General features: G+C 67.7%; 23 protein-coding genes, 1 pseudogene and 1 riboswitch. Of the genes and pseudogenes, 11 read left to right on the forward strand and 13 right to left on the reverse strand.

Features of this window, described 5'->3' with window-relative positions:
• Positions 1-111 precede the first annotated feature (111 nt).
• The 5 genes from AC6LJ2_RS07565 to AC6LJ2_RS07585 all read left to right on the forward strand — a co-directional run bounded on the left by AC6LJ2_RS07565 (position 112) and on the right by AC6LJ2_RS07585 (position 5,510).
• Complete coding sequence (locus AC6LJ2_RS07565; protein WP_498151112.1) at positions 112-1,542, forward strand: circularly permuted type 2 ATP-grasp protein; 1,431 nt, start codon at positions 112-114, stop codon at positions 1,540-1,542.
• 2 nt (positions 1,543-1,544) lie between these two features.
• Entirely contained in the window at positions 1,545-2,555 is a 1,011-nt protein-coding gene (locus AC6LJ2_RS07570) for an alpha-E domain-containing protein (RefSeq protein WP_263912948.1), read from the forward strand.
• A gap of 13 nt (positions 2,556-2,568) precedes the next feature.
• Positions 2,569-3,372, forward strand: a complete 804-nt coding sequence (locus AC6LJ2_RS07575) for a transglutaminase family protein (RefSeq protein ID WP_263912949.1) — start codon at positions 2,569-2,571, stop codon at positions 3,370-3,372.
• Positions 3,373-3,427: 55 nt separating this feature from the next.
• Positions 3,428-4,291, forward strand: coding sequence for a proteasome-type protease (locus AC6LJ2_RS07580; protein WP_445657804.1), 864 nt, complete (start codon positions 3,428-3,430; stop codon positions 4,289-4,291).
• Between the two features lie 220 nt (positions 4,292-4,511).
• Positions 4,512-5,510: a Bug family tripartite tricarboxylate transporter substrate binding protein gene (locus AC6LJ2_RS07585; RefSeq protein WP_498151113.1), complete on the forward strand. Its 999-nt coding sequence runs from the start codon at positions 4,512-4,514 to the stop codon at positions 5,508-5,510.
• A 107-nt stretch (positions 5,511-5,617) separates the two neighbouring features.
• Here the strand turns inward: AC6LJ2_RS07585 and metF are convergent, their stop codons facing one another.
• The 9 genes and pseudogenes from metF to AC6LJ2_RS07630 form a co-directional block, all read right to left on the reverse strand.
• Entirely contained in the window at positions 5,618-6,460 is an 843-nt protein-coding gene (gene metF / locus AC6LJ2_RS07590) for a methylenetetrahydrofolate reductase [NAD(P)H] (RefSeq protein ID WP_263912952.1), read from the reverse strand.
• On the reverse strand, positions 6,460-6,795 hold the full coding sequence (locus AC6LJ2_RS07595) for a phage holin family protein (RefSeq protein WP_025136213.1): 336 nt from the start codon (positions 6,793-6,795) through the stop codon (positions 6,460-6,462). The genes metF and AC6LJ2_RS07595 overlap by 1 nt, the downstream gene beginning before the upstream one ends.
• 120 nt (positions 6,796-6,915) lie before the next feature.
• A pseudogene (gene ahcY, locus AC6LJ2_RS07600) lies at positions 6,916-8,334 on the reverse strand (adenosylhomocysteinase).
• 100 nt (positions 8,335-8,434) lie between these two features.
• Positions 8,435-8,536: riboswitch (S-adenosyl-L-homocysteine riboswitch) on the reverse strand.
• A 69-nt stretch (positions 8,537-8,605) separates the two neighbouring features.
• Positions 8,606-9,646, reverse strand: a complete 1,041-nt coding sequence (locus AC6LJ2_RS07605) for a glycosyltransferase (protein WP_263912954.1) — start codon at positions 9,644-9,646, stop codon at positions 8,606-8,608.
• Between the two features lie 117 nt (positions 9,647-9,763).
• The gene (locus AC6LJ2_RS07610) at positions 9,764-10,000 is read right to left on the reverse strand and encodes a DUF1289 domain-containing protein (protein ID WP_175192441.1); all 237 of its coding nucleotides are present in this window, start codon (positions 9,998-10,000) and stop codon (positions 9,764-9,766) included.
• A 44-nt stretch (positions 10,001-10,044) separates the two neighbouring features.
• Entirely contained in the window at positions 10,045-10,959 is a 915-nt protein-coding gene (locus tag AC6LJ2_RS07615) for an alpha/beta fold hydrolase (protein ID WP_445657807.1), read from the reverse strand.
• Positions 10,960-10,971: 12 nt separating this feature from the next.
• Positions 10,972-11,625: a 3-isopropylmalate dehydratase small subunit gene (gene leuD / locus AC6LJ2_RS07620; protein WP_263912956.1), complete on the reverse strand. Its 654-nt coding sequence runs from the start codon at positions 11,623-11,625 to the stop codon at positions 10,972-10,974.
• Positions 11,622-13,043, reverse strand: a complete 1,422-nt coding sequence (gene leuC, locus AC6LJ2_RS07625; protein ID WP_498151114.1) for a 3-isopropylmalate dehydratase large subunit — start codon at positions 13,041-13,043, stop codon at positions 11,622-11,624. The genes leuD and leuC overlap by 4 nt, the downstream gene beginning before the upstream one ends.
• Positions 13,044-13,104: 61 nt before the next feature.
• Positions 13,105-14,103 carry a tripartite tricarboxylate transporter substrate binding protein gene (locus AC6LJ2_RS07630; protein ID WP_263912958.1) on the reverse strand — a complete coding sequence of 333 codons (999 nt, stop codon included), beginning with the start codon at positions 14,101-14,103 and terminating at the stop codon, positions 13,105-13,107.
• A 132-nt stretch (positions 14,104-14,235) separates the two neighbouring features.
• Between AC6LJ2_RS07630 and AC6LJ2_RS07635 the strand changes: the two genes are divergently transcribed.
• Complete coding sequence (locus tag AC6LJ2_RS07635; protein WP_498151115.1) at positions 14,236-15,159, forward strand: LysR family transcriptional regulator; 924 nt, start codon at positions 14,236-14,238, stop codon at positions 15,157-15,159.
• Between the two features lie 49 nt (positions 15,160-15,208).
• On the opposite strand, the gene AC6LJ2_RS07640 is transcribed toward AC6LJ2_RS07635, so the two are convergent.
• The 3 genes from AC6LJ2_RS07640 to AC6LJ2_RS07650 are packed head-to-tail and all read right to left on the reverse strand — an operon-like array spanning position 15,209 to position 17,587.
• Complete coding sequence (locus tag AC6LJ2_RS07640) at positions 15,209-15,832, reverse strand: flavin reductase family protein (protein WP_263912959.1); 624 nt, start codon at positions 15,830-15,832, stop codon at positions 15,209-15,211.
• A gap of 1 nt (position 15,833) precedes the next feature.
• The gene (locus AC6LJ2_RS07645; RefSeq protein WP_498151116.1) at positions 15,834-16,595 is read right to left on the reverse strand and encodes a GntR family transcriptional regulator; all 762 of its coding nucleotides are present in this window, start codon (positions 16,593-16,595) and stop codon (positions 15,834-15,836) included.
• 41 nt (positions 16,596-16,636) lie between these two features.
• Positions 16,637-17,587 carry a polysaccharide deacetylase family protein gene (locus AC6LJ2_RS07650; protein ID WP_498151117.1) on the reverse strand — a complete coding sequence of 317 codons (951 nt, stop codon included), beginning with the start codon at positions 17,585-17,587 and terminating at the stop codon, positions 16,637-16,639.
• Positions 17,588-17,818: 231 nt separating this feature from the next.
• Here AC6LJ2_RS07650 and AC6LJ2_RS07655 point away from each other — a divergent pair, with 231 nt between their 5' ends.
• Genes AC6LJ2_RS07655 through AC6LJ2_RS07665 form a run of 3 tightly spaced genes read left to right on the forward strand, consistent with a single transcriptional unit; the run spans position 17,819 to position 22,411 of the window.
• Positions 17,819-19,009, forward strand: coding sequence for an ABC transporter substrate-binding protein (locus AC6LJ2_RS07655; RefSeq protein ID WP_498151118.1), 1,191 nt, complete (start codon positions 17,819-17,821; stop codon positions 19,007-19,009).
• A 34-nt stretch (positions 19,010-19,043) separates the two neighbouring features.
• Positions 19,044-19,922, forward strand: coding sequence for a branched-chain amino acid ABC transporter permease (locus AC6LJ2_RS07660; RefSeq protein WP_445657813.1), 879 nt, complete (start codon positions 19,044-19,046; stop codon positions 19,920-19,922).
• On the forward strand, positions 19,922-22,411 hold the full coding sequence (locus AC6LJ2_RS07665; RefSeq protein ID WP_498151119.1) for a branched-chain amino acid ABC transporter ATP-binding protein/permease: 2,490 nt from the start codon (positions 19,922-19,924) through the stop codon (positions 22,409-22,411). The genes AC6LJ2_RS07660 and AC6LJ2_RS07665 overlap by 1 nt, the downstream gene beginning before the upstream one ends.
• Before the next feature lie 110 nt (positions 22,412-22,521).
• Here the strand turns inward: AC6LJ2_RS07665 and AC6LJ2_RS07670 are convergent, their stop codons facing one another.
• On the reverse strand, positions 22,522-23,532 hold the full coding sequence (locus tag AC6LJ2_RS07670) for an Lrp/AsnC family transcriptional regulator (protein ID WP_498151120.1): 1,011 nt from the start codon (positions 23,530-23,532) through the stop codon (positions 22,522-22,524).
• A gap of 77 nt (positions 23,533-23,609) precedes the next feature.
• On the opposite strand from AC6LJ2_RS07670, the gene AC6LJ2_RS07675 reads away from it, so the two are divergent.
• Both AC6LJ2_RS07675 and AC6LJ2_RS07680 read left to right on the forward strand, forming a co-directional pair.
• Positions 23,610-24,914 (forward strand): MFS transporter, encoded by a 1,305-nt coding sequence (locus AC6LJ2_RS07675; protein WP_263912965.1) that lies wholly within the window; start codon positions 23,610-23,612, stop codon positions 24,912-24,914.
• A gap of 76 nt (positions 24,915-24,990) precedes the next feature.
• Positions 24,991-26,418 carry an amidase gene (locus AC6LJ2_RS07680; RefSeq protein WP_445657816.1) on the forward strand — a complete coding sequence of 476 codons (1,428 nt, stop codon included), beginning with the start codon at positions 24,991-24,993 and terminating at the stop codon, positions 26,416-26,418.
• The last annotated feature ends 22 nt before the right edge of the window (positions 26,419-26,440 follow it).

The following is a 26,440-nucleotide window of genomic DNA, read 5'->3' on the forward strand; positions in this document are numbered from 1 at the left end:
GTTTGTCTGCGCAAAGCTGGCATGCGGGTTGCTTATTCATTCAGACCGGTCTGCACCGACCGGATAACGGCCGCGCTCAAGCCGGCCGTCAGCATCTGCAACGGAGGAGCCATGAAGGACAGATCATCCCGTCCAGCCGCCTATGACGAGATGCGCGACAGCGCAGGCGGCATACGCTCCCATTACCAGGCCTTCGAGCGCTGGCACGACGAGCAATCCGCGGAAGCCATGGCGGCGCGCCGCCTGGAAGCCGACCTGAGCTTTCGCCGGGTAGGCATCACCTTTTCGGTCGCGGGCGACGCGGCCGGCACCGAGCGCCTGATTCCGTTCGACATGATCCCGCGGATCATTCCCGCCGACGAATGGCGCCGCCTGGAAGCGGGCCTGAAGCAGCGCGTGCGGGCGCTGAACATGTTCATCCATGACATCTACCATGGCCACGACATCGTGCGCGCCGGCATCGTGCCGGCCGAGCAGGTGTTCCTGAACGCCCAGTACCGCCCCGAAATGCAGGACGTGGACGTGGCCGAGGACATCTACTGCCATATCGCGGGCGTGGACATCGTGCGCGCCGGCGCCGGCGAATTCTACGTACTGGAAGACAACCTGCGGGTGCCGTCCGGCGTGTCGTACATGCTGGAAAACCGCAAGATGTCGATGCGGCTGATGCCCGACGCGTTCAGCCGCATCAAGGTCGAGCCGGTGGCGCACTACCCCGACCTGCTGCTGGACAACCTGCGCGAAGTGGCGCCGCACGGCGGCGACGACCCGACCGTGGTGGTGCTGACGCCGGGCATGTACAACTCGGCCTACTTCGAGCACGCCTTCCTGGCGCAGCAGATGGGCGTGGAATTGGTCGAAGGCCAGGACCTGTTCGTGGAACAGAACACGGTGTACATGCGCACCACGCAAGGGCCGCGCAAGGTCGACGTGATCTACCGCCGGCTGGATGACGACTTCCTGGATCCGCTGTCGTTCCGGGCGGATTCGGCCCTGGGCGTACCCGGCCTGCTGTCGGTGTACCGCGCCGGCCGCGTGACGCTGGCCAACGCCATCGGCACCGGCATTGCCGACGACAAATCCACCTATCTGTATGTGCCGGACATGATCCGCTTCTACCTGAGCGAAGAGCCGATCCTGTCGAACGTGCCGACCTGGCGCTGCGGCCGCCCCGAGGAACTGTCCCACGTGATGGCCAACATGCACGAGCTGGTGGTCAAGGAAGTGCACGGCGCCGGCGGCTACGGCATGCTGGTGGGGCCGTCGGCCTCGCGCGCCGAGGTCGAGGCGTTCAAGGACCGCGTGCGCGCCAACCCGGCCAACTACATCGCGCAGCCCACGCTGGCGCTGTCCACCGTGCCGACCTACGTCGAGTCGGGCGTGGCGCCGCGCCACGTCGACCTGCGTCCCTACGTGCTGTGCGGCAAGGACATCCGCACCGTGCCCGGCGGCCTGTGCCGCGTGGCGCTGACCGAAGGCTCGCTGGTGGTCAACAGCAGCCAGGGTGGAGGCACCAAGGACACCTGGGTTCTGGAGGAATAACGATGCTGAGCCGAACCGCCGACAACCTGTTCTGGATGTGCCGCTACATCGAGCGCGCCGAGAACACCGCCCGCATGCTGGACGTGAACCTGCAGATGTCGCTGCTGCCGCAAGACGCGCAGACCCGCGAGGGCTCGTGGAACGCCGTGCTGCGCATCTCGGAACTGCAAGGCCTGTACCGCGCCAAGCATGCCGTCATTTCGCCCCAGGACGTGCTGCAGTACATGGTGCGCGACCCCGAGAACCCGTCATCCATCTACACCTGCATGCGCGCCGCCCGCGAGAACGCGCGCGCCGTGCGCGGCAGCCTGACCACAGAAGTCTGGGAGACCTACAACACCACCTGGCTGGAATTGCTCAAGCACCTGCACACCGGCCTGCTGGAACGCAATCCGGGCGAGTTCTTCGAATGGGTGAAGTTCCGTTCGCACCTGGCCCGCGGCGTCACCATCGGCACGATGCTCGAAGACGAGGCGCTGTACTTCCTGCGCATCGGCATGCACCTGGAACGCGCCGACAATACCGCACGCATGCTGGACGTGAAGTTCCACGAGCGTGACGGCAACGGCGGCTCGCCATCGGGCAGCTCGCAACAACAGCAGCAACAGCAGGATGGCCGCGTCGACCCCAACGGCACGTCCGGCCTGCAAAGCGAGTTCTACCGCTGGTCGGCGCTGCTCAGTTCGGTGTCCGGGCTGGAAATCTATCGCAAGGTGTACCGCGACGTCATCACGCCGGACCGCGTGGCCGAACTGCTGATCCTGCATCCCGACATGCCGCGTTCGCTGCTGGCGTCGATGCGGGCGGTGTCCGAAGACCTGGCGCGCGTGTCGAACCAACGTTCGACCGAGACGCAGCGCCGTGCCGGGATGCTGTGCGCCGAACTGCAATTCGGCCGCGTCGAGGACATTCTGCAGAGCGGCCTGCACCAGTACCTGGAGCACTTCCTGGACCGTATCAACGATCTGGGCAACCGCATCAGCCAGGACTTCCTGGTGCCGCTGTCGGCATGACAAGGAGACAGGCATGAAACAGATCATCACGCACGTCACGCATTACCGCTACACCGCGCCCGTCACCTACAGCATCCAGACCTTGCGGCTGACGCCGCGCGACGACGAGCACCAGCGCGTGCTGCGCTGGCACATCGAAGCGCCGGGTGCGCTGGAACAACAGGTGGACGCCTACGGCAATATCACCCACACGCTGACGCTGACCCGCCCGCACAACGAAATCGAACTGCGCGTCGTGGGTCAGGTGCAGGTGGGCGCGTTGACGCTGGGTGCGCTGGGCGGCGAAGACAGCCGCCTGCCGGTGCACGCCTATTGCGTGCAGACGCCGCTGACGCAGGCCGACGACACCATCCTCGCCTTCACCCGCGACGTGCTGCCCGGCGGCCTGAACGCGCCGGCCGACGTGCTGGCGCTGGCCAGCGCCATCTGCGACCGGGTGGCCTACGAACCGGGCACCACCGACGTCACCACGGCGGCCAGCCAGGTGCTGGCCATGGGACATGGCGTGTGCCAGGACCACGCCCACCTGTTCCTGGCCTGCGTGCGCGGCCTGGGCGTGCCGGCCCGCTATGTCAGCGGCTACCTGTATACCCCCGCCCAGCACGCCGCCAGCCACGCCTGGGCAGACGTCTGGCTGCCCGATACCGGCTGGACCAGCGTGGACATCACCAACCGCCAGTTTGCGTCCGATTGCCACTGCCGCCTGGCGGTGGGGCGCGACTACGATTCGGCCTCGCCGGTGCGCGGCGTGCGCAGCGGCGGCGGCGAGGAATCCATGGAGGTCCACGTGGAAGTGCAGACGACTGTGCAGCAATAACCCGTGCCGGCCGCGCCGCAATACAATGCGGCGTGGCTTTTCCTTTTTCCCGATCATGACTTACTGCGTCGCAGCCCGCCTCGATTCCGGCCTGGTCTTCCTGTCCGACTCCCGCACCAATGCCGGCGTCGACCAGATCAGCGTATTCCGCAAGATGACCGTCTTCGAGCGGCCGGGCGACCGCGTGATGGTCCTGATGACGTCCGGCAACCTCGCGGTCAGCCAGGCCGTGCTGAACGCGCTGGCGCGCCAGCACGACGAAGGCGGCGAAACGGTCTGGAACGCACCCGACATGTTCGAGGCGACCCGCCGCGTCGGCGCCGCGGTGCGCGAGGTTTACCGCCGCGAGGCCGAAGCCCTGCACGAACAAGGCGTGGAATTCAACGTCAGCCTGATCTTCGGCGGGCAGATCGGCGCCGAAAACTGCCGGCTGTTCCAGGTGTACTCGGCTGGCAATTTCATCGAGGCCGGCTCGGAATGCCCGTATTTCCAGATCGGCGAGGCCAAGTACGGCAAGCCCATCCTGGACCGCGTGCTGCGCCCCGAGACCACGCTCGACGAGGCCGCCAAGTGCGCCTTGATCTCGATGGATTCGACGCTGCGCTCGAACATCTCGGTGGGCCTGCCGCTGGACCTGCTGGTGTACGACGCCCACGCGCTGCGCGTCACCCATTTCGCCAGCATCGACGAGCACAACGAATATTTCCGCATGATCCGCGGCACCTGGGGCGAACGCCTGCGCCAGGTCTTCGCCGAAATCCCCGACCCGCTCTGGGCCAACCCCGAAGACCCCGCCTCGCTGGTGCCCGCCAGCCGCATCCACCAGCCGCTGCGCGCCGAACCGGTGGACGTGCCCCTGGCCGTCTACGCCGCCCCGCAAGTGCTGGCGGAAGATCCTGGGAAGGATCAGGCTAATTAGGGACGGCTTTTCCGAAGCCCGCATGCAAGCGATTGCTGCGGGCTTTCGTGTTTTCTGCTCGCGACCAGCAAAATTGTCTGACCGTATAAACCCTCCTTTCCGCTTCCCTAAGCCCGGCTTGTAAAACCGCAAATTCTCATCTTCCGGCTGGCGCGCCACACTGGTGCCAGCCCGCCATGCTTCGCCTTGCGGGCCACGATAAAACCACAAGGAACGAGACATGACCCCTATTTCCTCGCGCACGTTGTTGCGCCTGGCCGGGCCGGTGGTGGCCCTGGCCTGCCTGGCCGGTGGCCCGGCCGCCGCCCAAAGCAACTATCCCAACCATGCCATTTCGCTGGTCGTGCCCTTTTCGGCCGGCGGCCCCACCGATGTGGTGGCGCGCAGCCTCGGCGCGGCGATGTCCAAGACGCTGGGCCAGAGCATCATCATTGAAAACCGCACCGGTGCCGGCGGCACGCTGGCGGCCACGCACGTGGCGCGCGCCGCGCCCGACGGCTACACGTTCCTGATCCACCACAACGGCATGGCGACCGCGCCGGCGCTGTACCGCAAGCCACCGTTCAATCCGCTGACCGACTTTTCCTATGTCGGCCAGGTGGCCGACGTGCCGATGACGCTGCTGGGCCGCAAGGACCTGCCGCCCGGCAACATGGCTGAATTCATCCAGTACGCCCGCGCCAACGGCAACAAGATCAACCTGGCCAACGCGGGCCTGGGCGCGGTGTCGCAGCTGTGCGGCATGCTGCTGCAGGAATCACTGGGCGTGCAGTTCACGACCGTGCCCTATGCCGGCACGGCGCCGGCGCTGACGGCACTGCTGGGTGGACAGGTGGACGTGCTGTGCGACCAGACCACGCAGACCATCCCGCATATCAAGAGCCAGCGCGTGAAGCTGTATGGCGTCACCACGCTGGACCGCATCAAGGCGCTGCCCGATGCGCCCACTTTGCAGGAAGGCGGCGTGAAGGGCTTCGAGGTCAAGGTGTGGCACGGCGTGTACGCGCCCAAGGGCACGCCGCCCGAGGTCATTGCCAAGTTCAATGAAGCCCTGCGCGCCGCGCTGAAGGATCCAGCCTTCACGCAGAAGATGGCCGAGCTGGGCGCCGAGATCGTGCCCGAAGCCAAGCAGACGCCGGCAGGCCTGCAAAGCTGGCTGCAGTCCGAGGTGGACAAGTGGGGGCCCATCATCCGCAAGGCGGGCGTGTACGCGGATTGATGGCCGGCGTGCGGGTATGTGACCCGGCGCCCTGAAGTGCACGCAAGAAAAAAGGCCGGCGAATGCCGGCCTTGCGTTGCCTGGGCATGACGCCCCGATGACCTGGCTTACACCGCCAATTCCTTCCACACCGCCAACGGCGCATCGGCGTGGTTGAGCGTGTAGAAGTGCAAGCCCGGTGCGCCATTGTCCAGCAGGTTCTGGCACAGCTCGGTCACGACGTCCACGCCAAAGGCGCGGATGGACGCCTTGTCGTCGCCCAATTCGGCCAGGCGCAGACGAATCCAGCGCGGCACTTCCGCGCCGCACATTTCCGAGAAGCGCAAGAGCTGGGTGTGGTTCGTGATGGGCATGATGCCCGGCACGATCGGCACCCGCACGCCCTTGGCCTGGGCCCGGTCGACGAAGTCGAAGTAGGCGTCGGCATTGAAGAAGTACTGGGTGATGGCCGCATCGGCGCCGGCGTTCACCTTGGCCACGAAATGATCCAGGTCGGCCGACGGATTGGCCGCCTGAGGATGCATTTCGGGGTAGGCCGCGACTTCGATGTGGAACCAGTCGCCCGTTTCTTCGCGGATGAACGACACCAGTTCGTTGGCATAGCGCAGTTCGCCCGCATCGCCGCCCATGCCCGAAGGCAGGTCGCCGCGCAAGGCGACCACGCGCCGCACGCCTTCATTCTTGTATGCCTGGAGGATGTCCCGCAGGTCCTGGCGGGTTGCGCCGACGCACGACAAGTGCGGCGCCGCATCGCAGCCCAGGTTGCGCAGCGTGCGCACGGCATCCGCCGTGCCGGCGCGGGTGGAACCGCCCGCGCCGAAAGTCACGCTGACATACTTGGGCTGGATCGCCAGCATCTGCTTGGCCGCGCGGACCAGCCGTTCCTGGCCGGCCAGGTCGCGCGGGGGAAAGAATTCCAGACTGAAAGCGGGGGTAGTCGAATCAGACATTAGGGGATCAGTTTGGTGAGCAGGCCGGAAATGAGGCTGTACAGGATCGCACCGCCCACGGCCCACCAGAACCCGTTGACCTGGAAGCCCTTGAGCACGGAGCCGACGAACCAGAACAACAAGGCGTTGATGACGATAAGGAAGAGACCGAGCGTGACGATCGTGATGGGCAACGTCAGCAGCACCAGGACCGGCTTGACCAGCATGTTGACCAGGCCCAGCACCAGGGCGGCGATGAGCGCCGATCCGAAGCTGGCCACGGTGATGCCGGGCAGCAGGTAGGCAACGGCCAGCAGGGCCACCGCGTTCAGGATCCAGACGAGTATCAATGCCATGTTCGAACTCCTGTATTGACGCTCCGCGGCCCCGTCATCGCCAGGCGACACGGGGGAACCCCGCGGACCGGAAAGCCCGCGCCGACATGGCGCGGATACTTCCCTATTTTGCTACAAGCATCAGTAGCGGTAGTGATTCGGCTTGTAAGGACCTTCAACCGGCACGCTGATGTAGTCGGCCTGATCCTTGCGCAGCGTGGTCAGCTTCACCCCCAGCTTGGCCAGGTGCAGGCGTGCGACCTTTTCATCCAGGTGCTTGGGCAGCACGTAGACTTCGCCCGACTTGTAGGCTTCGTTGCGCGTGAACAGCTCGATCTGGGCGATGGTCTGGTTGGCGAACGACGACGACATCACGAACGACGGGTGGCCGGTGGCGCAACCCAGGTTCACCAGGCGACCCTGGGCCAGCAGGATGATGCGCTTGCCGTCCGGGAAAATGACGTGGTCGACTTGCGGCTTGATCTCTTCCCACTTGCAGTCGGCCAGGCTGGCAACGTCGATTTCGTTGTCGAAGTGGCCGATGTTGCACACGATCGCCTGGTCTTTCATGGCGTTCATGTGGTCGCGGGTGATGACGTGGTAGTTGCCGGTGGCGGTAACGAAGATGTCGCCGTGGGCGGCGGCCTCTTCCATGGTCACGACCTTGAAGCCTTCCATGGCGGCTTGCAGGGCGCAGATCGGATCGATTTCCGTGACCCAGACCTGGGCGCGCAGGGCGACCAGCGCCTGGGCGCAGCCCTTGCCCACGTCGCCGTAGCCGGCGACCACGGCAATCTTGCCGGCGACCATCACGTCGGTGGCGCGCTTGATGCCGTCGACCAGCGATTCACGGCAGCCGTACAGGTTGTCGAACTTGGACTTGGTGACCGAGTCGTTGACGTTGATGGCGGCGAAGGCCAGCTCGCCCTTCTGCGACATCTGGTACAGGCGGTGCACGCCGGTGGTGGTCTCTTCGGTCACGCCCTTGATGAGGGCCAGGCGGGTCGAGTACCACTTCGGGTCACGCTCGAGCGTGGCCTTGATGGCGGCGAACAGCACGCGCTCTTCGTCGCTGCCCGGGTTGGCCAGCACCGAGATGTCTTTCTCGGCCTTGGTGCCCAGGTGCAGCATCAACGTAGCGTCGCCGCCGTCGTCGAGGATCATGTTGGCGTTCTGGCCATTGGGCCATTCGAAGATCTTGTGGGTGTACTACCAGTACTCTTCCAGCGTTTCGCCCTTGACGGCGAAGACCGGCGTGCCCGACGCGGCGATGGCGGCGGCGGCGTGGTCTTGCGTGGAGAAGATGTTGCACGAGGCCCAGCGCACTTCGGCGCCCAGGGCCACCAGCGTTTCGATCAGCACGCCGGTCTGGATGGTCATGTGCAGGCTGCCGGCGATGCGGGCGCCCTTGAGCGGCTGCTTGGCGGCGAACTCTTCGCGGATGGCCATCAGGCCGGGCATTTCGGTTTCGGCGATGGCCAGCTCGCGGCGGCCCCAGCCTGCCAGCGACATATCGGCGACGAGGTAGTCGGAGAAGGATTTATCGGTTACAGCGTTCATGGTGTGTAGGCTCCACGTGAAAGACGAACGGCGCACGATACGGCCGGACAACGCGAAACCACCACGACAATCGAGTGCTCGCCTTTTCCGCCATACGCGACAAAGGTGAGCGCCGTTGCTGTAGCGCCGCGCGATGCGCAGCGCTTGAACAGGGATTCCTGAGCCTGGCGACCAGACGGTCGTCGCAACGCTCCTCAGGATTGGCGAGCATTGTACCGGTTTGCCCTGCGGGGGGGAACGTCCGGCGCGGCAAATCCCGCAGCAGGGCCGTTCAGCCCGCCCGGGCCAGGCGCCGGTCCACCTGGGCGCCGGGGGTCAGCGGCACCAGCGAGGCCAGAAGGTCCGAGGCCACCGAATCCCAGCTGCGCGTCAGGGCATGTTCGCGCACCGCATGGCGGTCCAGCGGCAGCGCGGCGCGGCAAGCATGGGCCAGGTCATCGTCCAGGATGCCGGTGATGCCCTGGGCCACGACCGCCAGCGGCGCTTCGCTGCGAAAGGCCGCCACCGGCGTGCCGCAGGCCATGGCTTCCAGCATCACCAGGCCGAAGGTGTCGGTCAGGCTGGGAAACACGAACACGTCGGCCGCGCCGTAGAACGCCGGCAGGGCATCGTCTTTCTGCATGCCCAGGAACACGGCCTGGGGAAAGCGCTTTTTCAGGCGCGCCTCGTCCGGTCCGGCCCCCACCACGACCTTGCTGCCCGGCAGGTCCAGCGACAGAAAGGCGTCCAGGTTCTTTTCTCGCGCCACCCGGCCGACGGACAGAAAAACGGGACGGGGCAGGCCCTGGAACGCCTGGCCGGCGGTGGGCTGGAACTTGCGCGGATCCACGCCGCGCGACCAGACCCGCAGGTTGGCCAGACCGCGCCGCACCAGGATGTCGCGCACCGTGGGGGTGGGTACCAGCACGCACTGCGAGGGCCGGTGGAACCAGCGCAGATACCGCCATGGCAACGCGGCGGGAATGCCCATGCGGGCTTGCAGGTAGTCCGGAAACATGGTGTGGAACGAGGTGGTGAAGCGCCAGCCGCGCGACAGCGCCATGCGCCGCGCCGCAAGGCCCAGCGGGCCTTCGGTAGCGATGTGCAGGGCGTCGGGGATGGTGTCGCCCAGGATGCGGCGCAGTTGCCGGCCAGGCTGCAGGCAGAGCCGCAGGTCGGGCTCGGACGGGGCCGGAATGGTCCGGCTGCCCTGGGGATTCACCACGATCAGTTCGTGGCCCCATTCACTCAGGATCTGCTGCATGGTCGTCCAGGTGCGGACGACGCCGTTGACTTGCGGATGCCAGGCATCCGTGACCAGGACGATGCGCATGATGGGGCCGGAAGTGGGCAATACCGCGATTTAGCCCGCGGCATGTGACACGCCCAAGACGGCCGCTGGCGGGGGCCTGCGCCGTAGCCATCCGTCCGAGGAATGGCCGTCCCGGCCCTAGTTGTTGCGGCGGGGGTAGCCCTGGGCCTTGATGCGGATCCAGACCTCGCGCTTTTCCTCGTCCGTCATGAAGACCCAGTTGGCCACTTCCATGGCCGTGCGCCCGCAGCCCCGGCAGATGTCGTCGAACAGCGTGGAACATACGGCGACGCAGGGGGAATCGGTGGCCCGGGAAACACGCTGGGCGTCTTCGGGGTCGGGCAATTGGGTCAGATCGGCAAAGGAACGATTCATGGGCCGAAGGTTAACACCAGGGTTACGTCCCTTTTTTGATAGCCCTATTGCCCGGCGTGGCTTGGTTGACTTCGCCGCCAGCCGAAGAAATCCGCGACTTCGCGCAGCAAGGCGTCAGGCGTTTCCTCGGCCAGATAGTGGGCGCCAGGCAAGGCGCTGCCCGAGACCACGTCGGCCACCGCGCGCCACAGGCCCAGCACGTCGAAATTGCGGCCTACCGCGCCACGCTCGCCCCATAGCACCCTGAGCGGCAGGCGCAGGCGTTCCCCGGCCGCACGCCCCTGCCGGTCATGGTCGAGATCCAGCGTGGCGGACGCCCGGTAGTCTTCGCAGATGCCGGTGGCCCAGCCCGGCAGCCGGGCCGTGCGCTCGTATTCGGCCATGGCTTCGGCCGAAAAATGCGCCAGGCCGCCGGGTCGCCCGCCCATGACCGAACGCAGGTAGAAAACCGGATCCCGCTCGATCATGGTCTCGGGCATGGGCGCGGGCTGGATCAGCCAGAACCAGTGGTAGTAGGCCTGGGCGAACGCCCGGGTGGTGTGCTCGTACATGTCGAGCGTGGGCGCGATATCGAGCAGCATCATGCGGCCCACCGACGCCGCGTGGTCCAGCGCCAGGCGGTGGGCGACGCGGGCGCCGCGGTCGTGCGCCAGCACGTCGAAATGCGTGTGGCCCAGGGCGTGCATCAGCGCCACCATGTCGGCGGCCATCACGCGCTTGGAATGCGCGGCGTGATCCGGCGATGCCGCGGGCTTGTCACTGTCTCCGTACCCGCGCAGATCGGCCGCCACGCAGGTGTGGTGGCGCGTCAGTTCAGGCCAGACCCGGTGCCAGATGGCGTGGGTCTGCGGATGGCCATGAAGCAGCAGCAGCGGCGGCCCCGCGCCGTCCACGCGGGCGGCGATGTGGATGCCATTGACCTCGTGGCGTTGCACGGGAAGATCGAAGAATGCGGTCATTGCGGTCTGCGCCTATTGGTTGTCCAGCCGGTCGCGCACGCGGCGCGCCACGTCTTTCATCCACGGATGCCGGGCCCAGTGGCCGGCCTCGAACTGTTCTACGTCCTGCAACTGCTGCAGCGATGCGCCGACCATGTCCTGCCCTTGCGAGAACATGCGGCGATGCCGCGCCGGCAGGTCGAACGTGGACGTCCAGCCATCGGCGGCGCGCACGGTGCCCGCCAGCGCGTCGATCTGGACGCGGTTGCCTGCCGTATTGGACACCGGGTCGGACACGCGCGCCAGCAGCGCGTCGACCTGGGCCGGCGGCAGGCTGACCAGCAGCAGGCCATTGTTGAGCGCGTTGAAGTAGAAGATCTCGCCGAAGCTGGCGGCGACCACGGCGCGGATGCCGAACTGCATCAGGCCCCAGACCGCGTGTTCGCGGCTGGAACCGCAGCCGAAGTTGGGCCCGGCCACCAGGACCGATGCACCGGCGTAGGCCGGCTGGTTCAGCACGCAGTCCGGGCGCGGCGCGCCGTCGGCGTCAAAGCGCAGGTCATACAAGAGGCCACGGTCCAGCCCTGCCTTGTCGATGATGCGCAGAAACTGCTTGGGCATGATCTGGTCGGTGTCCAGATTGGAATACGGCAAAGGCGCGGCAATGCCGGAAATGATCTGATTCATCGCGTCTGCTCCAGGTCGCGCACGTCGACAATGCGGCCGGCCAGCGCGGCGGCGGCGGCCATGGCGGGGCTCATCAGGTGGGTGCGGCCCGCCCGGCCCTGGCGGCCTTCGAAGTTGCGGTTGGTGGTGGAGGCGCAGCGCTCGCCGGGGCTCAGCACGTCGTCGTTCATGGCCAGGCACATCGAACAGCCCGGCTGGCGCCATTCGAAACCGGCCGCGATCAGCGCGTCGGCCACGCCTTCGGCCTCGGCCTGCGCGCGCACGGCGCCCGAGCCCGGCACGACCATGGCCCGCACGCCGGCCGCGACCTTGCGGCCGCGCACCACGTCGGCGACCATCCGCAGGTCTTCGATGCGGCCATTGGTACATGACCCGATGAACACGCGGTCGATCGGCACGCCGGCAATGGGCGCCCCCGGCCGCAGGCCGATGTAATCCACCGCCTTTTCCAGCGCCAGGCGCGCCAGCGCGTCGGGTTCGGCCTGCGGATCGGGCACGGTGCCGGTGACCGGCATGGCCTGGTCGGGGCTGGTGCCCCAGGTGACGAAGGGCGCGATCGACGCGGCATCGAACACGTGTTCGATGTCGAAGGCGGCGTCGGCATCGCTATGCAGCGTGGCCCAATAGGCCCGCGCCTGCGCCAGTTCGGCGCCATGCAGTTGCGGCGCGTGTGCGGTCACGTAGGCGTCGGTGGTGGCATCCGGTGCGATCAGCGCGGCGCGCGCACCGGCTTCGACCGTCATGTTGCACAGGGTCATGCGCGCTTCGGCCGACAGGGCGTCGATGGCGCTCCCACAGAATTCCACGGCATGGCCGCGCGCGCCCTGGGCGCCGATGCGGTGAACGACGTAAATCACCAGGTCCTTGGCGGATACCCCTGCGGGCAGGTGGCCGTCGACACGAATGCGCATATTGCGCGCCACGCGATACACCAGCGTCTGCGTGGCCAGGATGTGCTCGACTTCCGACGTGCCGATGCCGAAGCCCAGCGCGCCCAGCGCCCCGTAGGTGGTGGTGTGGCTGTCGCCGCACAGCACCACCATGCCGGGCAGGATCATGCCGTGCTCGGGCGCGATCACGTGCTCGATGCCTTGCAGCGGGTCGGTGGTGTCGAACAGCGCAATGCCCTGTTCGTCGCAATTGCGCTTCAGGTTGCGGGCCTGGCGCGACGAGGCGTCATCGGCAATCACGCGCAGCGCGGCCGGCACCGGATGGGTGGGGATGATGTGATCCACCACCGCCATCTGCTGCCCGGGACGCAGTACCTGGCGGCCACGACCGGCCAGGCCGCTGAAGGCTTGCGGACTGGTGTATTCATTCATGATGTGCAGATCGACGTACAGCAGGATGTGCTCGTCGTCGATGCGGGCCACTTCGTGGCTGGCCACCAGTTTGTCGTAAAGCGTCATGCCGGGCATGTCGGTGCTTCCTTGCGAAAAGGCGCGCCCGCGCGGGGCGCGATGAAACGAATGCGGAACGTCAGTTGTTGGCCTCGATGCCGGCGTCCTTGACGATGCCGGCCCAGCGCGTCATCTCGGTGGCCACCATGGCGTCGGCCTGGGCCGGTGTGGAGATCAGCGGATCGAAGCCTTCGCGGCCCATGCGTTCGGCCAGGGCGGGCGATTGCAGCGCCTGCGCCAGCTTGGCGTTGAGCGTATCCACCGCGGCCTGCGGCGTACCCGCGGGCGCGCTGATCACGAACCAGGTGTTGAAGGCGTAGCCGGGCAGGCCCGATTCGGCGATGGTGGGCACGTCGGGCAACAGCGGCGAGCGTGTCGTACCGGTCACGCCCAGCGCCTTGAGCTTCTTGCCATCGACCTGCGGCTTGGCCGCCGACAGCACCGGAAAGCTCATCTGCACCTGGCCGCTGATGGTGTCCACCATGGCCGGACCGCCGCCCTTGTAGGGCACGTGCAGGATCTGCGTGCCCGAGACCGACTTGAACAATTCCGCCGCCATGTGGAAGGTGCTGCCGGTGCCGGCCGAACCGAAGCTCAGTTCATTGGCGGGGCGCGCGCGGATGTAGTCCAGCAGCGCCTGCACGTTGTCCACCGGCAGCGACGGCGACACGGTCAGCACGTGCTGCGAGGTGCCCACGGTGCCCACCGAACGCAGGTCGCGCGCGGTGTCGAAGGGCATGGTCTTGAACAGCGCCGGGTTGATCGCCAGCGACATGGTGTTGATGGCCAGCGTGTAGCCGTTGGGCTCGGCGCGCGCCACGGCCGCCATGCCGATATTGCCGGAGGCGCCGGCCCGGTTTTCAACGATGACGCTCTGGCCCAGGGCCTTGCCCCAGGCATCCGAGATCAGGCGCGCGGCGATGTCGACGCTGCCGCCGGGCGCGAAAGGCACGATCAGCGTAATGGGCCGCTGCGGGAAGGCGTCGGCCGCAATGGCCGGCGCGATCCAACAGGACGCGGCAACCATGGTTGCCGCGGCAATGGACAGCGCGCGCAGGGCGCGAGGGGTGGGCTTCATGGGTCAGGTCTCCTCCTGGTTGGCCGCGTCGGGCGGCTCTGCGTATCGGTGAACCCAGTGTATAAGCCGGTTCCATTCTTATAATTAATGACTAAACTAAATCTTTATTAAATTTAATTTATAAATAAGCCCATGGACGCGCTCTCGGATCTGGCGTTTTTTTCGCTGCTGGTCAGGCACGGCAACCTGTCCGCCGCCGCGCGCGAGCTGGGCCTGACGCCGCCCGCCGTCAGCACGCGCCTGGCCAAGCTGGAACAACGGCTGGGCGTGCGCCTGCTCAACCGCAGTACGCGGCGCGTCAGCGTCACGCAGGAAGGCGAGCTGTACCTGGCCGAAGGCGGCCGCATCCTGGCCGACCTGCAGGCGCTGGAACGATCGGTTTCCAGCAGCCGCGCCCAACCCCAGGGCCTGTTGCGGCTGAACGCCACGTTCGGCTTCGGCCGCGCCCACGTCGCGCCAGCCGTGTCCGACTTTGCGCGGCAGTATCCCGACGTCGAGGTGCAGCTACGCCTGACCGACCGGCCCTTGAACCTGATAGAAGAAGGCTTCGACGTGGCGGTGCGATTCGGCGACCTGCCCGACGCCCGTCTGACGGCGCGCAAGATTGCATCGAACCGGCGGCTGCTGTGCGCGTCGCCGCATTACCTGGACACGTATGGCGAACCCCGTGCCCCGGGCGAGCTGCAACGCCACCGCTGCATCGTGGTGCGCGAGAACGACGTGGCTTACGGCACCTGGCGGCTGGAAGCCGGCCAGCGCGCCGAAACCGTGAAGGTGCGCGGGCCGGTCAGTTCCAACGACGGCCAGAGTGCGCTGGAATGGGCGCTGGACGGTCACGGCATCGTGATGCGGTCGGAATGGGAAACGGCCGCCTACCTGCGCGCCGGCCGTCTGCGGCAGGTGCTGCCGGAATGGTCCACACCGCCGGTCGATATCCACGTGCTGTACCCGGAACGCCTGAACCTGCCGGCCAAGACGCTGGCCTTCGTGGACTTCCTGGCGCAGCGCTTTGCCCGGCACCTGCGCGCGCCCGGTTCGCAGGCAGCGGTCTGGTGATGCAGTGGACGCGGCGCAAGCGCCAATGGCGCGGCGCCGGGCAATGCCGCTAGATCTCGTCGATGGCCGTGCTGGCCGGCGCATCGCCGATGGCGTAGCGGTCGCGGGTGGTGACGTAGAAGCTGGCGCCGAAGCGGCCCACCGGAAAATAGTCTTGCAGGCGCACGCGCCAGGTCTCGGTGTCGATCAGGCCGTCGCGCGCGTGCAGCCAGCGCACCTGGCCAATGAAGATCTGGCGGCTGGCGGTTTCCAGGGTTTCGAACAGCGTGCATTCGAACGCCACGGGTGCTTGCACGATGCGTGGCGGCGCGACCTTCCGGCTGGGCGCGGCGTCAAGCCCGGCGTGGGCCAGCTCGCTGACGTCGGCCGGCAGGCGGTCGCCGCAGCGGTGCATTTTCTCGGCCATGGCCTCGTCGGTCAGGTGCACCACGAATTCGCCGGTACGCGTGATGTTGCGCGCCGTGTCCTTCAGGTTGCCGTCTTCCAGTCGGTTGATGCTGACCATGACGATGGGCGGGTCTTCGCCCAGCATGTTGAACATGCTGAAGGGCGCCGCATTGACCACGCCGGTTTCCGACAAGGTGGTGATCAGCGCGATGGGGCGCGGCACGATCAGGCTCGCCATGAGCTTGTAGCGCTGGTATTCGGTGATTGAATCGAAGTCGATGTCCATATCAGGCCAGTCCCAGCATCTGGGCAAGGGTTTGAGCGGGTTGCGGACGTTCCAGGCTGATGCGCCGTTCCAGGTCCGCCAGGTGGTTGTCGTTGATCTTCACGGCCTCGGCCACCTGCCCGCGTTCGAGCAGGTCGACGATCAGCACGTGTTCGCCGTGCTCGCAGGCGGCGTTGCCCGGCGGTTCGTACAGCGCCACGATCAGCGAGCAGCGCGACACCAGTTCGGCCAGGTAACCGTGCAGGATGGCGTTGCCCGACAGCTCGCCCAGCCGCACGTGAAAGGCGCTGGCCTGCCGCGCCCAGGCCGGCTGGCCGGCGCGATGCAGCAGCGCATGCTCGTCGCGCAGCTGTTTGCGCAGCGACGCGTAGTCGGCCTTGGTGGCGCGGGCAGCGGCCAGCGGCAGCAAGGCGGCTTCCAGGGCGCGCCGCGCCTGGAAGATCTGGCGGGTGTCTTCGGGGGTGGGCTCGGCCACCACGGCGCCGCGGTTGTGGTGCAGGTCGACCACGTGCTCGTGCGCCAGGCGCTGCAAGGCCTTGCGCGCCACCGAGCGCGACACGCCGAAGATCTCGCACAGGGCCGCTTCGGGCAGCTTGGTGCCGGGCGTCAGGCGCTGGCTCATCACGCTTTCGTAGACGGCCTCGCAAATGCGGCGCTCCTGGTCGGCGTCGGGCGCGGAGTCCTCGGATGCGGGCGCGACAACGGACGCACGGCGCTTGGCGGCCGGCGTGGAACGGGGTTTGACGGGGCTGCGGGTAGGCATGGCGGGGCTCGGCATCGGCAAAAGGTCGCAGGGGTCGAAGATCAGCGGGCGGACACCAGGCCATCTACGTGGCGGCAGATGTCGCCGGGCGTGGCGAACCAGATCTCGCCACGGTCGCGCGCAGCGGCCAGCGGCGCCAGGGCCCGGCGCAGGTGGCGCAGCCGATAGGGCTGGCCCACGATGTAAGGGTGCAGCGCAATGCCCATGACCAGCGGCTGGCGCTGCGCCTGCATCCGCATTTCCTCGAACTGGTCGAGAATCATATCGGCAAAGTCGCGGGCGTCCATCTTGCGGCCCATGATCATGGGGATGTCGTTCAGTTCCTGCGGGTACGGAATCGACCACAGGTCACCCGCGCGGGTGCGCATGCGCATCGGCTGGTCGTCGTGGCACCAGTTCAGGGTGTAGCGGTAGCCGGTTTCGGCCAACAGGTCGGGCGTGGCGTGGCTTTCGGAAATCCACGGCGACAGCCAGCCGGCGGGCGCACGGCCGGCGTGCTGGCCGATGCGGTCGCGGCAGTGCTCGAGCAGCGCGCGTTCGTCGGGTTCGGACAGCCCGCCCTGGCGATGGGCATTGCTGTAGCCGTGCCCGATCAATTCATCGCCGCGTGCCAGGCAGGCGTCGACCAGCTCGGGGCAGTGTTCGTACAGCGCCGTGTTGATCAGCGCGCCCGCGGGCAACGCCAATGCGTCGAACAGCTCCAGGCAACGCCACGCCCCCACCCGGTTGCCGTATTCGCGCCAGGCGTAATTGAGCACGTCGGGATGCGGCGACGCCGGCCCCAGTTCGGCCCCCAGGCCTTCGCCGAAGGCAAAGTGCTCGATATTGAAGCCCAGGTACACCGCCAGCCGCGCGCCGTTCGGCCAGGCGTAGTCCGCCCTGCCGGTGATGGCCTGGTAGGGGAAGCGGCCGTGGCTGGCGAGCGGCGCGGGGGTCCAGGGTGCGGGGGCGTCACGCCCCGGATTGGTGCTTGGAAGCAGGGATGGATTCATTTTGGTGCAAATCCTGATGCGTGATTGTGAACAAAAAGCACGATGTTTTGGGAACAAAATTCGGATTCAGCCGCGACAAACGGTCTGACAAACCGTCCACATCCCCCTGGAGCCAGGCCTTGGACGACCGGCTCAGCGCAAGGCCAGCCGGGTGGCATGGATCTTGCATAGGGAATCGAAGCAGCACGTGAACCCATGCAAGATCCGTTCCACTTTTTCCAGGAGTGCCCGATGACCCCGACCCGCCGTTCCTTCCTGCTTCGCACCGCTGGCGCCGCCCTGTTCGCGGCCGGCCTGGCCGCGCAACCGGCGCTGGCCGCCGACCCGATCAAGATCGGCCTGATCACCGCGTTGTCGGGCGAATCGGCCCGTGCCGGCGAAGCGCTGACGCGCGGCATGACCATCGCGATCGACGAGATCAACGCCAGCGGCGGCCTGCTGGGCGGACGCCAGGTGGTACTGGTGCGGCGCGACGACGAAGGCAACCCGGCCAAGGGCATGGCCGCCGCGCGCGAGCTGATCTACAAGGAAAAAGTCACCGTGCTGTTCGGCGGGCTGGACACGCCGGTGTCGATGGCGATCGTGCCCATCGTGAACCAGGAAAAAGTGCCGTTCATGGGGCCCTGGGCCGCAGGCACCGCGATCACGCAGAACAAGGGCAACCCGAACTTCGTGTTCCGCGTGTCGGCCATGGACGAGATCGTCGACAGCGCCATGGTGCAGTACGCACAAAAGACGTTCCAGAGCGCCAAGCCGGGCATGATCCTGGTCAATAACCCCTGGGGCGAATCCAACGAAAAAGGCCTGGCCGCGGCACTGACCGCCGCCAGGATCACGCCCGCCGGCGTCGAGAAATTCCAGCCTGCCGACCTGGACGTGACGCCTCAGCTCAGCCGCCTGAAGGCGGCCGGGGCCGACACGCTGTTCCTGGTGGGCAACGTCGGCCCGTCGGCGCAGGTGGTCAAGTCGCTGGACCGCATGGGCTGGAAGGTGCCGGTGGTGTCGCACTGGGGCCCCGCGGGCGGGCGCTTCACCGAGCTGGCCGGCCCCAATGCCAGGAACGTGCACTTCGTGCAGACCTACAGCTTCTTCGGCAAGCAAAGTCCCGTGGGTGAAAAGGTGATGCAGGCACTGAAGACCAAGTATTCCGACATCAAGGGCCCGCAGGACATCACGCCCGCCGTGGGGGTGGCCAACGCCTATGACGGCATGCGGCTGGCCGCGCTGGCCATTGCCCAGGCCGGCTCCACCGACGGCGACGCGGTGCGCCAGGGCTTCTACAAGATCGGCAAGTACGAAGGCCTGATCAAGACCTACGAACAGCCTTTCACGCCGGCCTCGCACGATGCGCTGCGCGAGAACGACTACGTGTGGACCCACTTCGTGGACAACCGCATCCTGCCGGTCGCGGGCGCGCAATAAGCGCGGCCGCCACCATCGCCAACGGGAGACACGCATGTTGTGGATGTCCGCCATCGTGAGCGGCCTGGGCCTGGGAAGCATGTACGGGCTGATGGCCCTGGGCTTCTACCTGACCTACGCCGTGTCGGGCACGGTCAATTTCGCGCAGGGCAGCTCGATGATGCTGGGCGCCGTGCTGACCTACACCTTCGCGCAGACGCTCGGGTGGCCGCTCGCGGCCGCCCTGCCGCCCGCGCTGGCGCTGTGCGCGCTGTACGGCCTGGTGGTCGAGCGGCTGGCCGTGCGGCCTTTCGCCAGCCGTGGGTCCAACGCCTGGCTCATGTCGACGGTGGCGCTGGGCATCGTGCTCGACAACGTGGTGATGTTCACCTTCGGCAAAGAGCCGCGCAGCCTGCCGTCGCCCCTGGCGCAAGCACCGCTGGAGATCGGCGGGCTGGGCCTGGGCGTGTATCCGCTGCAATTGCTGATTCCGCTGATCGGGCTGGCGCTGGCCGCCGCGTTGCATGCGCTGTCGCGCCGCACCCGCTGGGGCGTGGCGCTGCTGGCGGTGGTGCAGAACCCCAATGCCGCGCGCCTGATGGGCATCCCCGTGCGCCGCGCGATCATGGCGGCCTTTGCCGTGTCCACGCTGTTCGCGGGGATTGCCGGCGCGCTGGTCGCGCCGCTGTTCAACGTGCAGGCAGACATGGGCACGCTGTTCGGCCTGAAGGCCTTCGTGGTGGCCATCCTGGGCGGGATCACCAGCGCCTGGGGCGTGATGCTGGCGGGCCTGCTGTTCGGCGTGGTCGAAGCGCTGATCACGGTGACGCTGGGTTCCGGGTACACGCAGATCATCAGTTTCGCGCTGGTCATCGTGATGTTGGCGGCACGCCCCGACGGGCTGTTCGGCCGCGCCGCCGCAAGGAAAGTCTGATGGACAAACGCATTGCACCCTTTCCGCTGGCACTGGCGGGCTACGCGCTGCTGGCCGTTGCCAGCCTGGCCTTGGCCGCCTGCGTCAACGGCTACTACGTCTTCGTGCTGGGCAACGTGGCGCTGCTGGCGCTGGCGGGCATCGGGCTGAACGTGCTGTTGGGGCTGACCGGACAGATGTCGTTCGGCCACGCGGCGTTCTATGCCATCGGCGCTTACGTGGTGGCGATCTTGACCGGGCAGGCGGGCTGGAGCTTCTGGCTGGCCTGGCCGGTGGCAGCGCTGGTGGCCGGCGCCTTCGGCCTGCTGCTGGCGGTGCCGGCGCTGCGCGTCAAAGGCCCGTACCTGGCGATGATCACCATTGCCTTCGGCTTCATCGTGGAACACGCGCTGATCGAAGGCGGGGACGTGACCGGCGGGCAGAACGGCCTGATGGGCATCGTGCAGCCCTCGCTGGGCGGACTGGGCGGCGACCGCGGCGTGGCGATGCTGGCCATCGTCGCCGTCTTCGTCGCGCTGGCGGGCTATGCGCGGCTGGCGCGCGGCGCCTGGGGCGCGGCGATGCGGGCGGTCAAGGACAGCGAGACCGCCAGTGAATCGATCGGCATCAATCCGCTGGTCGTCAAGGCGGTGGCGTTCATGGTGTCGGCGGCGGTGGTGGGCCTGGCCGGCGGACTGTATGCGTCGCAAGCCGGCATGATCACGCCGCACAACTTCAACTTCATGCAGTCCATCCTGTTCGTGCTGGCGGTGACCATCGGCGGCGCGGGCTCGCTGGCGGGGCCGCTGCTGGGTGCGCTGGTGGTGGGCCTGTTACCCGAATTGCTGGCGGGCCTGGAGGAATACCGCCTGCTGTTCTTCGGCGCCTTCCTGCTGGTGGTGCTGTGGGCCGCGCCCGACGGCGCCGCCGGGCTGCTGGGACGTTGGCGGCAGCGCCGCGCGGCGCAGCGGCTGGCGCCCCGCCACGGGGGCATCACGGCCGCCGGCGGTCCGCGCCGCACCTTGCACGCCAAGGGACTGACCATGACCTTCGGCGGCGTGCGCGCGGTGCAGAACGTGTCGTTCGAGGTCGCCCCCGCCGCGGTCACCGCGCTGATCGGGCCGAACGGCGCGGGCAAGTCCACCGTCATCAACATGCTCAGCGGCTACTACGCGCCGACCGCCGGCACGGTGTCGCTGGGCAAGGTCCTACTGGCCGCGCTGCCCGCCTATCGCGTGGCACGCAGCGGCATTGCGCGCACCTACCAGACCTCGCAGCTATTCGACACGCTCAGCGTCGAAGACAACGTGGCGCTGGGCTTGTTGCGCGGCCGCCTTGGCGGACTGCTGGCGCAACGGCGCTACCTGGCCGCCGACGCGCGCGAACGGGCGCGCGCCCTGCTGGCATTTTGCGGCTACGAGGGCGCACTGGACACGCCCGCCGCCGACCTGCCGCATGTGGACAGGCGGCTGGTGGAGATTGCGCGCGCGCTCGCCACGGACGCCGACGTACTGCTGATGGATGAACCCGCGGCCGGCCTGTCGCGCGAAGACAAGGTCCGCCTGGCCGGGTTGCTGCGGCGCATCGCCGAGGCCGGCGCAGGCGTGCTGCTGGTCGAGCACGACATGGCGCTCGTCATGGGCGTGTCGGACCATATCGTCGCCATCGACGCCGGCCGGGAACTGGCGCAAGGGACGCCCACCCAGATCCAGCAATCCGACGCGGTGCGGCAAGCGTACCTGGGCGACGACGCCGCACGGCGCACACCCGCCGCACGCCCCGCCTCGGCGGGCGCCGGCATCGCCCCCGAAGTGCTGGGGGTAGGCAGCCTGACCACCGGCTACGGTGCCAACCCCGTGCTGCATGGCATTGACCTGCAGGTGCGCGAAGGCGAAATGGTGGCGCTGCTGGGCGCCAACGGCGCGGGCAAATCCACGTTGATGCGCACGCTGGCGGGTCTGCACCGGCCGGCGCAAGGCGGCATGCACCTGCAGGGCCAGGAACTCAATGGGCTGACGGCGGACCGCATCGTGGCGCGCGGACTGGTGCTGGTGCCCGAAGGCCGCCAGGTGTTTCCTGACCTGAGCGTGCTGGACAACATCCGGCTGGGCGCCTTCCTGCATCCGGCCGACCGTGATGCGCGGGTAGAAGAAATGCTGACGCGCTTTCCGCGGCTGCGCGAGCGGCTGCACCAGCGTGCCGGCCTGTTATCCGGCGGCGAACAGCAGATGCTGGCCATTGCGCGCGGACTGATGTCCAAGCCCGTCATCCTGCTGCTGGACGAACCGTCGCTGGGACTGGCGCCGAAGATCATCGACGAACTGTTCGAAGCGCTGGACCGGCTGCGCGCCGAATCCATGACGATCCTGCTGGTGGACCAGATGGCCGCGCTGGCGCTGTCCCTGGCCGACCGCGCCTACGTGCTGGAATCCGGCCGCGTGGCGGCACAGGGCACGGCGCAAGAGATCGCGGCCGATGGGGCGTTGGCCCGCGCCTACCTGGGCGCGTAGCGACGCGGGCACAGTCGGGCCGGCTCGGGACGAATCGGGTCTGCCCGAGTCAACTCGGGTCGGCTCGGGCGCCCTGCCCGCCAGCCGGCCCGCATATCCCTGCCAGCCGATCAGGCGTTTTCGCCGCCCAGCCGCGCGCCTTCGCGCACGATGCCGCAACGCTTGTAGGCGCGCATCACCACGCCGACTTCGCTCGCCAGCACGCCGTCCAGCTCGCCCAGCCGGCGCGTGACGACATCCCACAGGTGCAGGCTGTCACGGCACAGCACGTGCCAGAACAATTGCGACGCGCCGCTGGTGCCGAACAGGCATCGCGTGTTCGGATCCAGCGCCAGGTGCGCGGCCAGCGCATCGACCGCCTGCGGGCGCACCTGCACCGAAATCACCGCCTCGACCGGAAAGCCCACCAGCGCAGGCTCGACCTCGACCCGGAAGCTCAACGCGCGCCGGTCCACCAGGTGTTGCAGCAGGCGATGCGCGGTGGGCTCGCTGACGTCGGCGTGCCCGGCCAGTTCCGCCAGGCTGGCGCGACCGTCGCGCATCAGATGGGCGACGATGCGTTGCTCGGCGTCCGTCAGTGCCGCCGGCGGTGCCAACGACGGCTCCTGCGCGTCTTGAGGCGCCCCGGCATCGGCCTGGATGCGCCACTGGCCCGCCCGGCGGAACGGCCGCAGCACCAGCCGGGCTTCGACGTGCTCGACACCGTCAATCGACGGCAGGACGCGCGTCACCACGTCGGGCATGTCCGCCGCGTCCTCCAGCGTCAGTTCCGCCATCAGGTCCGCGGTGCCGGCCAGCGTTACCACCAGCTGCGTGATGCCCAACCGCGCCAACGCCTCGGCCACGTCGGGCACCCGGCCCGAGCGGCAACGCACCCAGGCATGCAGCACCACGCCGCGGCCAGTCGCCAGCGGGTCCGCTTCGGCGATGACGCGCAAGGCGTCGGCGTCCATCAGCCGCTTGATGCGCCGCGCCACGGTGCGCTCGGCGATGCCGGTGGCCGCGCCCAGCTCGCGCCAGGACGCCCGCGGGTCTGCCTGCAAGGCGATCAGGCAGGCCAGATCGGTGTCATCGAGCGCTGGCATTAGGGACTTACCCTTACTTGACGTGACCATATTCATTAATCTAACGTTCGCGCATTGATAAAAACACAAAATTAAACGGTCAAATTGACCAAAAATAAATACCCGAGGAACTTATGAGCACCCCTTCCGCAACCCTGCGCGCCCAGCAGGGGGCAAGCGCCGCGCCCGTGTCGCGGTCCCGCACGATTCTGGCCGGTAGTGTAGGCAATGCCGTCGAATGGTTCGATTGGACCATCTATGCGTCGTTCGCCATCTTCTTTTCCAGCCAGTTCTTCCCCGAAGGCAATGAAACCGCCGCCTTGCTGTACACGTTCGGCATCTTCGCCGTCGGTTTCTTCATGCGTCCGGTGGGCGGCTGGGTGCTGGGCATCTTTTCCGACCGCTACGGCCGCAAGGCCGCGCTGGGCCTGACCATCCTGATGATGGCAGGCGGTTCGCTCATCATCGCCGTCACCCCCACCTACGCCGCCATCGGCCTGGCCGCGCCGCTGCTGCTCACCGCCGCCCGCCTGCTGCAAGGCCTGTCGCTGGGCGGAGAGTATGCCTCGGCCACGACCTTCCTGGCGGAAATGGCGCCGCCCGAAAAGCGCGGCTTCTATTCCAGCTTCGTCTTCTTCAGCGCCGCGGTCGGCATCCTGGCCGCCTCGGCCGTGGGCTGGATCCTGACGTCGACGCTGACCAAGGCTGACATGGCCGCCTGGGGCTGGCGCATTCCGTTCGCCCTGGGCGCGCTGGGCGGCCTGGCCGGCATGTGGATCCGCCGTTCGATCCCGGAAACCGAAGCGTTCTCGCACGCCAAGAAAGCCGGTGTCGAAAAGCAGCCGCTGCGCACCCTGCTGCGGGACCACCCGCGCGAAGTGCTGCGTATCGTCGGCTTCTCCATCCTGACGACCTTCGCGTTCTACATCTTCGTGGCCTACGTGCCTACCTACGCCATCCGCCAGGTCAAGGCCGACCCGCAGGTCGCGTTCGCCGCCAACACCATCGCGCTGATCGTGTTCATGCTGGTGCAGCCGCTGTTCGGCATGCTGTCCGACCGCATCGGCCGCAAGCCGCAGCTGATCTTCTTTGCCGCCGGCTACCTGATCTTCTTCTATCCGCTGATGAGCACGCTGGGCCCGTCGTTCGGCTCGATCCTGGCCGTGGAACTGTTCGGCCTGGTGCTGTATGCCATGTACACGTCGATCGCCCCGGCCATCATGTCCGAGCAGTTCCCGACCAGCGTGCGCGCCGTCGGCATCGGCGCGCCGTACAACCTGGTCGTCGCGCTGCTGGGCGGCACCACGCCCTACCTGCTGACCTGGCTGCAAAGCAAGGGCATGGAGCGCTGGTTCTTCTATTACGTGCTGGCGGGCGCCGTCATCACGCTGATCACCTTCATCCGCATGCCTGAAACCCGGGGCCAATCGCTGAAGTAACGCGCCTCTTGCAGCGTCCCATGCCACGCTTTCCGGCCCCGACGGGCCGGAAGGCTTTTTCATTTTCGTGAGAGCCATGCCAGACCAAGATACCGCCCTGCATTTCCGAGAAGCCCGCGAACTCGCCCGCGCCATCCGCGACGGCGAATTGACGTCGCGCCAGGTCACCACCCACTTCCTGGACCGCATCGAACGCGCGCCGCAGCTCGCCGCCTACAGCGAAGTCACCGCCGAACGCGCGCTGGCCCAGGCCGACGCCGCCGATCGCCTGCAAGCCGCGGGCATCTCGATGGGCCCCCTGCACGGCGTGCCGGTGGCGGTGAAAGACAGCGTGCAATGGGCAGGCACCACGATCAGCGGAGGGTCACAGACCCGCCGCGGCGTGGTCAGCGACGAGACATCCGCTGCCGCCCACGGGCTGGCCGCGCAGGGCATGCCCATTCTGGGCAAGACCCGCATGACCGAATTCGCGTTCGGCCTGTCCGGCCAGAACCCCACGCAAGGCACCGCCCGCAACCCCTGGGACGCCCGCGAAGCGCGCGCGCCGGGCGGCTCGTCCAGCGGCGCCGGCGTGGCCGTGGGCGCCGGCCTGGCGCCGTTGGCGCTGGGCGGCGACACGGGCGGTTCAGTGCGCGCTCCGGCGGCGCTGAACGGCGTGGTCGGCTACAAGCCGTCGTCCGGCGTCATCAGCCGCGCCGGCTGCCTGCCGCTGTCCGACACCCTGGATGTGCTGGGCCCCATCGCCCGCAGCGTGGCGGACGCACGCCTGTTGACGCAGTTGCTGGCCGGCCCGGATGTCGATGACGCCGCCACACTGGCGCTGCCGCCCGCCTGCATCACAGCCCTGCGCCGCCCCGCCGCACGTCGGCGTGCGTCGGTAGCGGTATTGGCCCCGCAAGCCTGGCCGGCCCCGCTGACCGACGAAGGCCTGCGCATCTGGCACGACGCCCAGGAAAGCCTGGACCAGGCCGGCTGCACGCCCGAAGCCTGGCATCCGCCCGCCACGCTGTCGTTTGCCCGCATGGCAGACGACAACTCGCTGGTGCTCGCCTACGAGGCCTATCGCTACTATGGCGCCTTGGCCGAAGACCCTGCACAACCGCTGTGGGAAGTGGTGCGCGCCCGCATTGCCGCGGGCGGCCGCATCAGCCATGCCGACTACGAAGCCGCACTCACGCGCCGCCAGGCCGACATGGCCGCGTTCGCCGCCGCCATGCAGGGGCTGGACGCCCTGCTGATGCCCGCCTGCGACCAGGCCGCGCAACCGCTGGACGCGGCCGACATCCGCCACACCGGCCTGGGCAAACTGTTGCGCCCGGCCAACTTCCTGGGCGCCGCGGCCATCGCCCTGCCGGCCGGCTTCGACGCCGACGGCATGCCGCTGGCCGTGCAGCTGCTCGCCCCCGCGGGCAGCGACGCCGCCATGCTGGATTGCGCCGCGGCCATCGAACGGGTGCTGGCGCCCGTTCCTCGTACCCCGGACCTGTCCGCCTGGGGACTGTAGCCCCGGTTGCTGCCCACAAAGA

The sequence above is a fragment of the Achromobacter sp. 1014246743 genome, assembly GCF_059760725.1.

What these genes read in the sequence shown, in the direction of transcription:
- leuC (WP_498151114.1), bottom strand. Translation starts at nt 13,043, where the DNA reads ATGCCCGGCATGACGCTTTACGACAAACTGGTGGCCAGCCACGAAGTG.
- AC6LJ2_RS07635 (WP_498151115.1), top strand. Translation starts at nt 14,236, where the DNA reads ATGGACGCGCTCTCGGATCTGGCGTTTTTTTCGCTGCTGGTCAGGCAC.
- AC6LJ2_RS07670 (WP_498151120.1), bottom strand. Translation starts at nt 23,532, where the DNA reads ATGAATATGGTCACGTCAAGTAAGGGTAAGTCCCTAATGCCAGCGCTC.
- AC6LJ2_RS07680 (WP_445657816.1), top strand. Translation starts at nt 24,991, where the DNA reads ATGCCAGACCAAGATACCGCCCTGCATTTCCGAGAAGCCCGCGAACTC.
- AC6LJ2_RS07580 (WP_445657804.1), top strand. Translation starts at nt 3,428, where the DNA reads ATGACTTACTGCGTCGCAGCCCGCCTCGATTCCGGCCTGGTCTTCCTG.
- leuD (WP_263912956.1), bottom strand. Translation starts at nt 11,625, where the DNA reads ATGAATCAGATCATTTCCGGCATTGCCGCGCCTTTGCCGTATTCCAAT.
- AC6LJ2_RS07675 (WP_263912965.1), top strand. Translation starts at nt 23,610, where the DNA reads ATGAGCACCCCTTCCGCAACCCTGCGCGCCCAGCAGGGGGCAAGCGCC.
- AC6LJ2_RS07565 (WP_498151112.1), top strand. Translation starts at nt 112, where the DNA reads ATGAAGGACAGATCATCCCGTCCAGCCGCCTATGACGAGATGCGCGAC.
- AC6LJ2_RS07585 (WP_498151113.1), top strand. Translation starts at nt 4,512, where the DNA reads ATGACCCCTATTTCCTCGCGCACGTTGTTGCGCCTGGCCGGGCCGGTG.
- AC6LJ2_RS07640 (WP_263912959.1), bottom strand. Translation starts at nt 15,832, where the DNA reads ATGGACATCGACTTCGATTCAATCACCGAATACCAGCGCTACAAGCTC.
- AC6LJ2_RS07665 (WP_498151119.1), top strand. Translation starts at nt 19,922, where the DNA reads ATGGACAAACGCATTGCACCCTTTCCGCTGGCACTGGCGGGCTACGCG.
- AC6LJ2_RS07645 (WP_498151116.1), bottom strand. Translation starts at nt 16,595, where the DNA reads ATGCCTACCCGCAGCCCCGTCAAACCCCGTTCCACGCCGGCCGCCAAG.
- AC6LJ2_RS07610 (WP_175192441.1), bottom strand. Translation starts at nt 10,000, where the DNA reads ATGAATCGTTCCTTTGCCGATCTGACCCAATTGCCCGACCCCGAAGAC.
- AC6LJ2_RS07615 (WP_445657807.1), bottom strand. Translation starts at nt 10,959, where the DNA reads ATGACCGCATTCTTCGATCTTCCCGTGCAACGCCACGAGGTCAATGGC.
- AC6LJ2_RS07575 (WP_263912949.1), top strand. Translation starts at nt 2,569, where the DNA reads ATGAAACAGATCATCACGCACGTCACGCATTACCGCTACACCGCGCCC.
- AC6LJ2_RS07595 (WP_025136213.1), bottom strand. Translation starts at nt 6,795, where the DNA reads ATGGCATTGATACTCGTCTGGATCCTGAACGCGGTGGCCCTGCTGGCC.
- AC6LJ2_RS07650 (WP_498151117.1), bottom strand. Translation starts at nt 17,587, where the DNA reads ATGAATCCATCCCTGCTTCCAAGCACCAATCCGGGGCGTGACGCCCCC.
- AC6LJ2_RS07570 (WP_263912948.1), top strand. Translation starts at nt 1,545, where the DNA reads ATGCTGAGCCGAACCGCCGACAACCTGTTCTGGATGTGCCGCTACATC.
- AC6LJ2_RS07605 (WP_263912954.1), bottom strand. Translation starts at nt 9,646, where the DNA reads ATGCGCATCGTCCTGGTCACGGATGCCTGGCATCCGCAAGTCAACGGC.
- AC6LJ2_RS07660 (WP_445657813.1), top strand. Translation starts at nt 19,044, where the DNA reads ATGTTGTGGATGTCCGCCATCGTGAGCGGCCTGGGCCTGGGAAGCATG.
- AC6LJ2_RS07630 (WP_263912958.1), bottom strand. Translation starts at nt 14,103, where the DNA reads ATGAAGCCCACCCCTCGCGCCCTGCGCGCGCTGTCCATTGCCGCGGCA.
- metF (WP_263912952.1), bottom strand. Translation starts at nt 6,460, where the DNA reads ATGTCTGATTCGACTACCCCCGCTTTCAGTCTGGAATTCTTTCCCCCG.
- AC6LJ2_RS07655 (WP_498151118.1), top strand. Translation starts at nt 17,819, where the DNA reads ATGACCCCGACCCGCCGTTCCTTCCTGCTTCGCACCGCTGGCGCCGCC.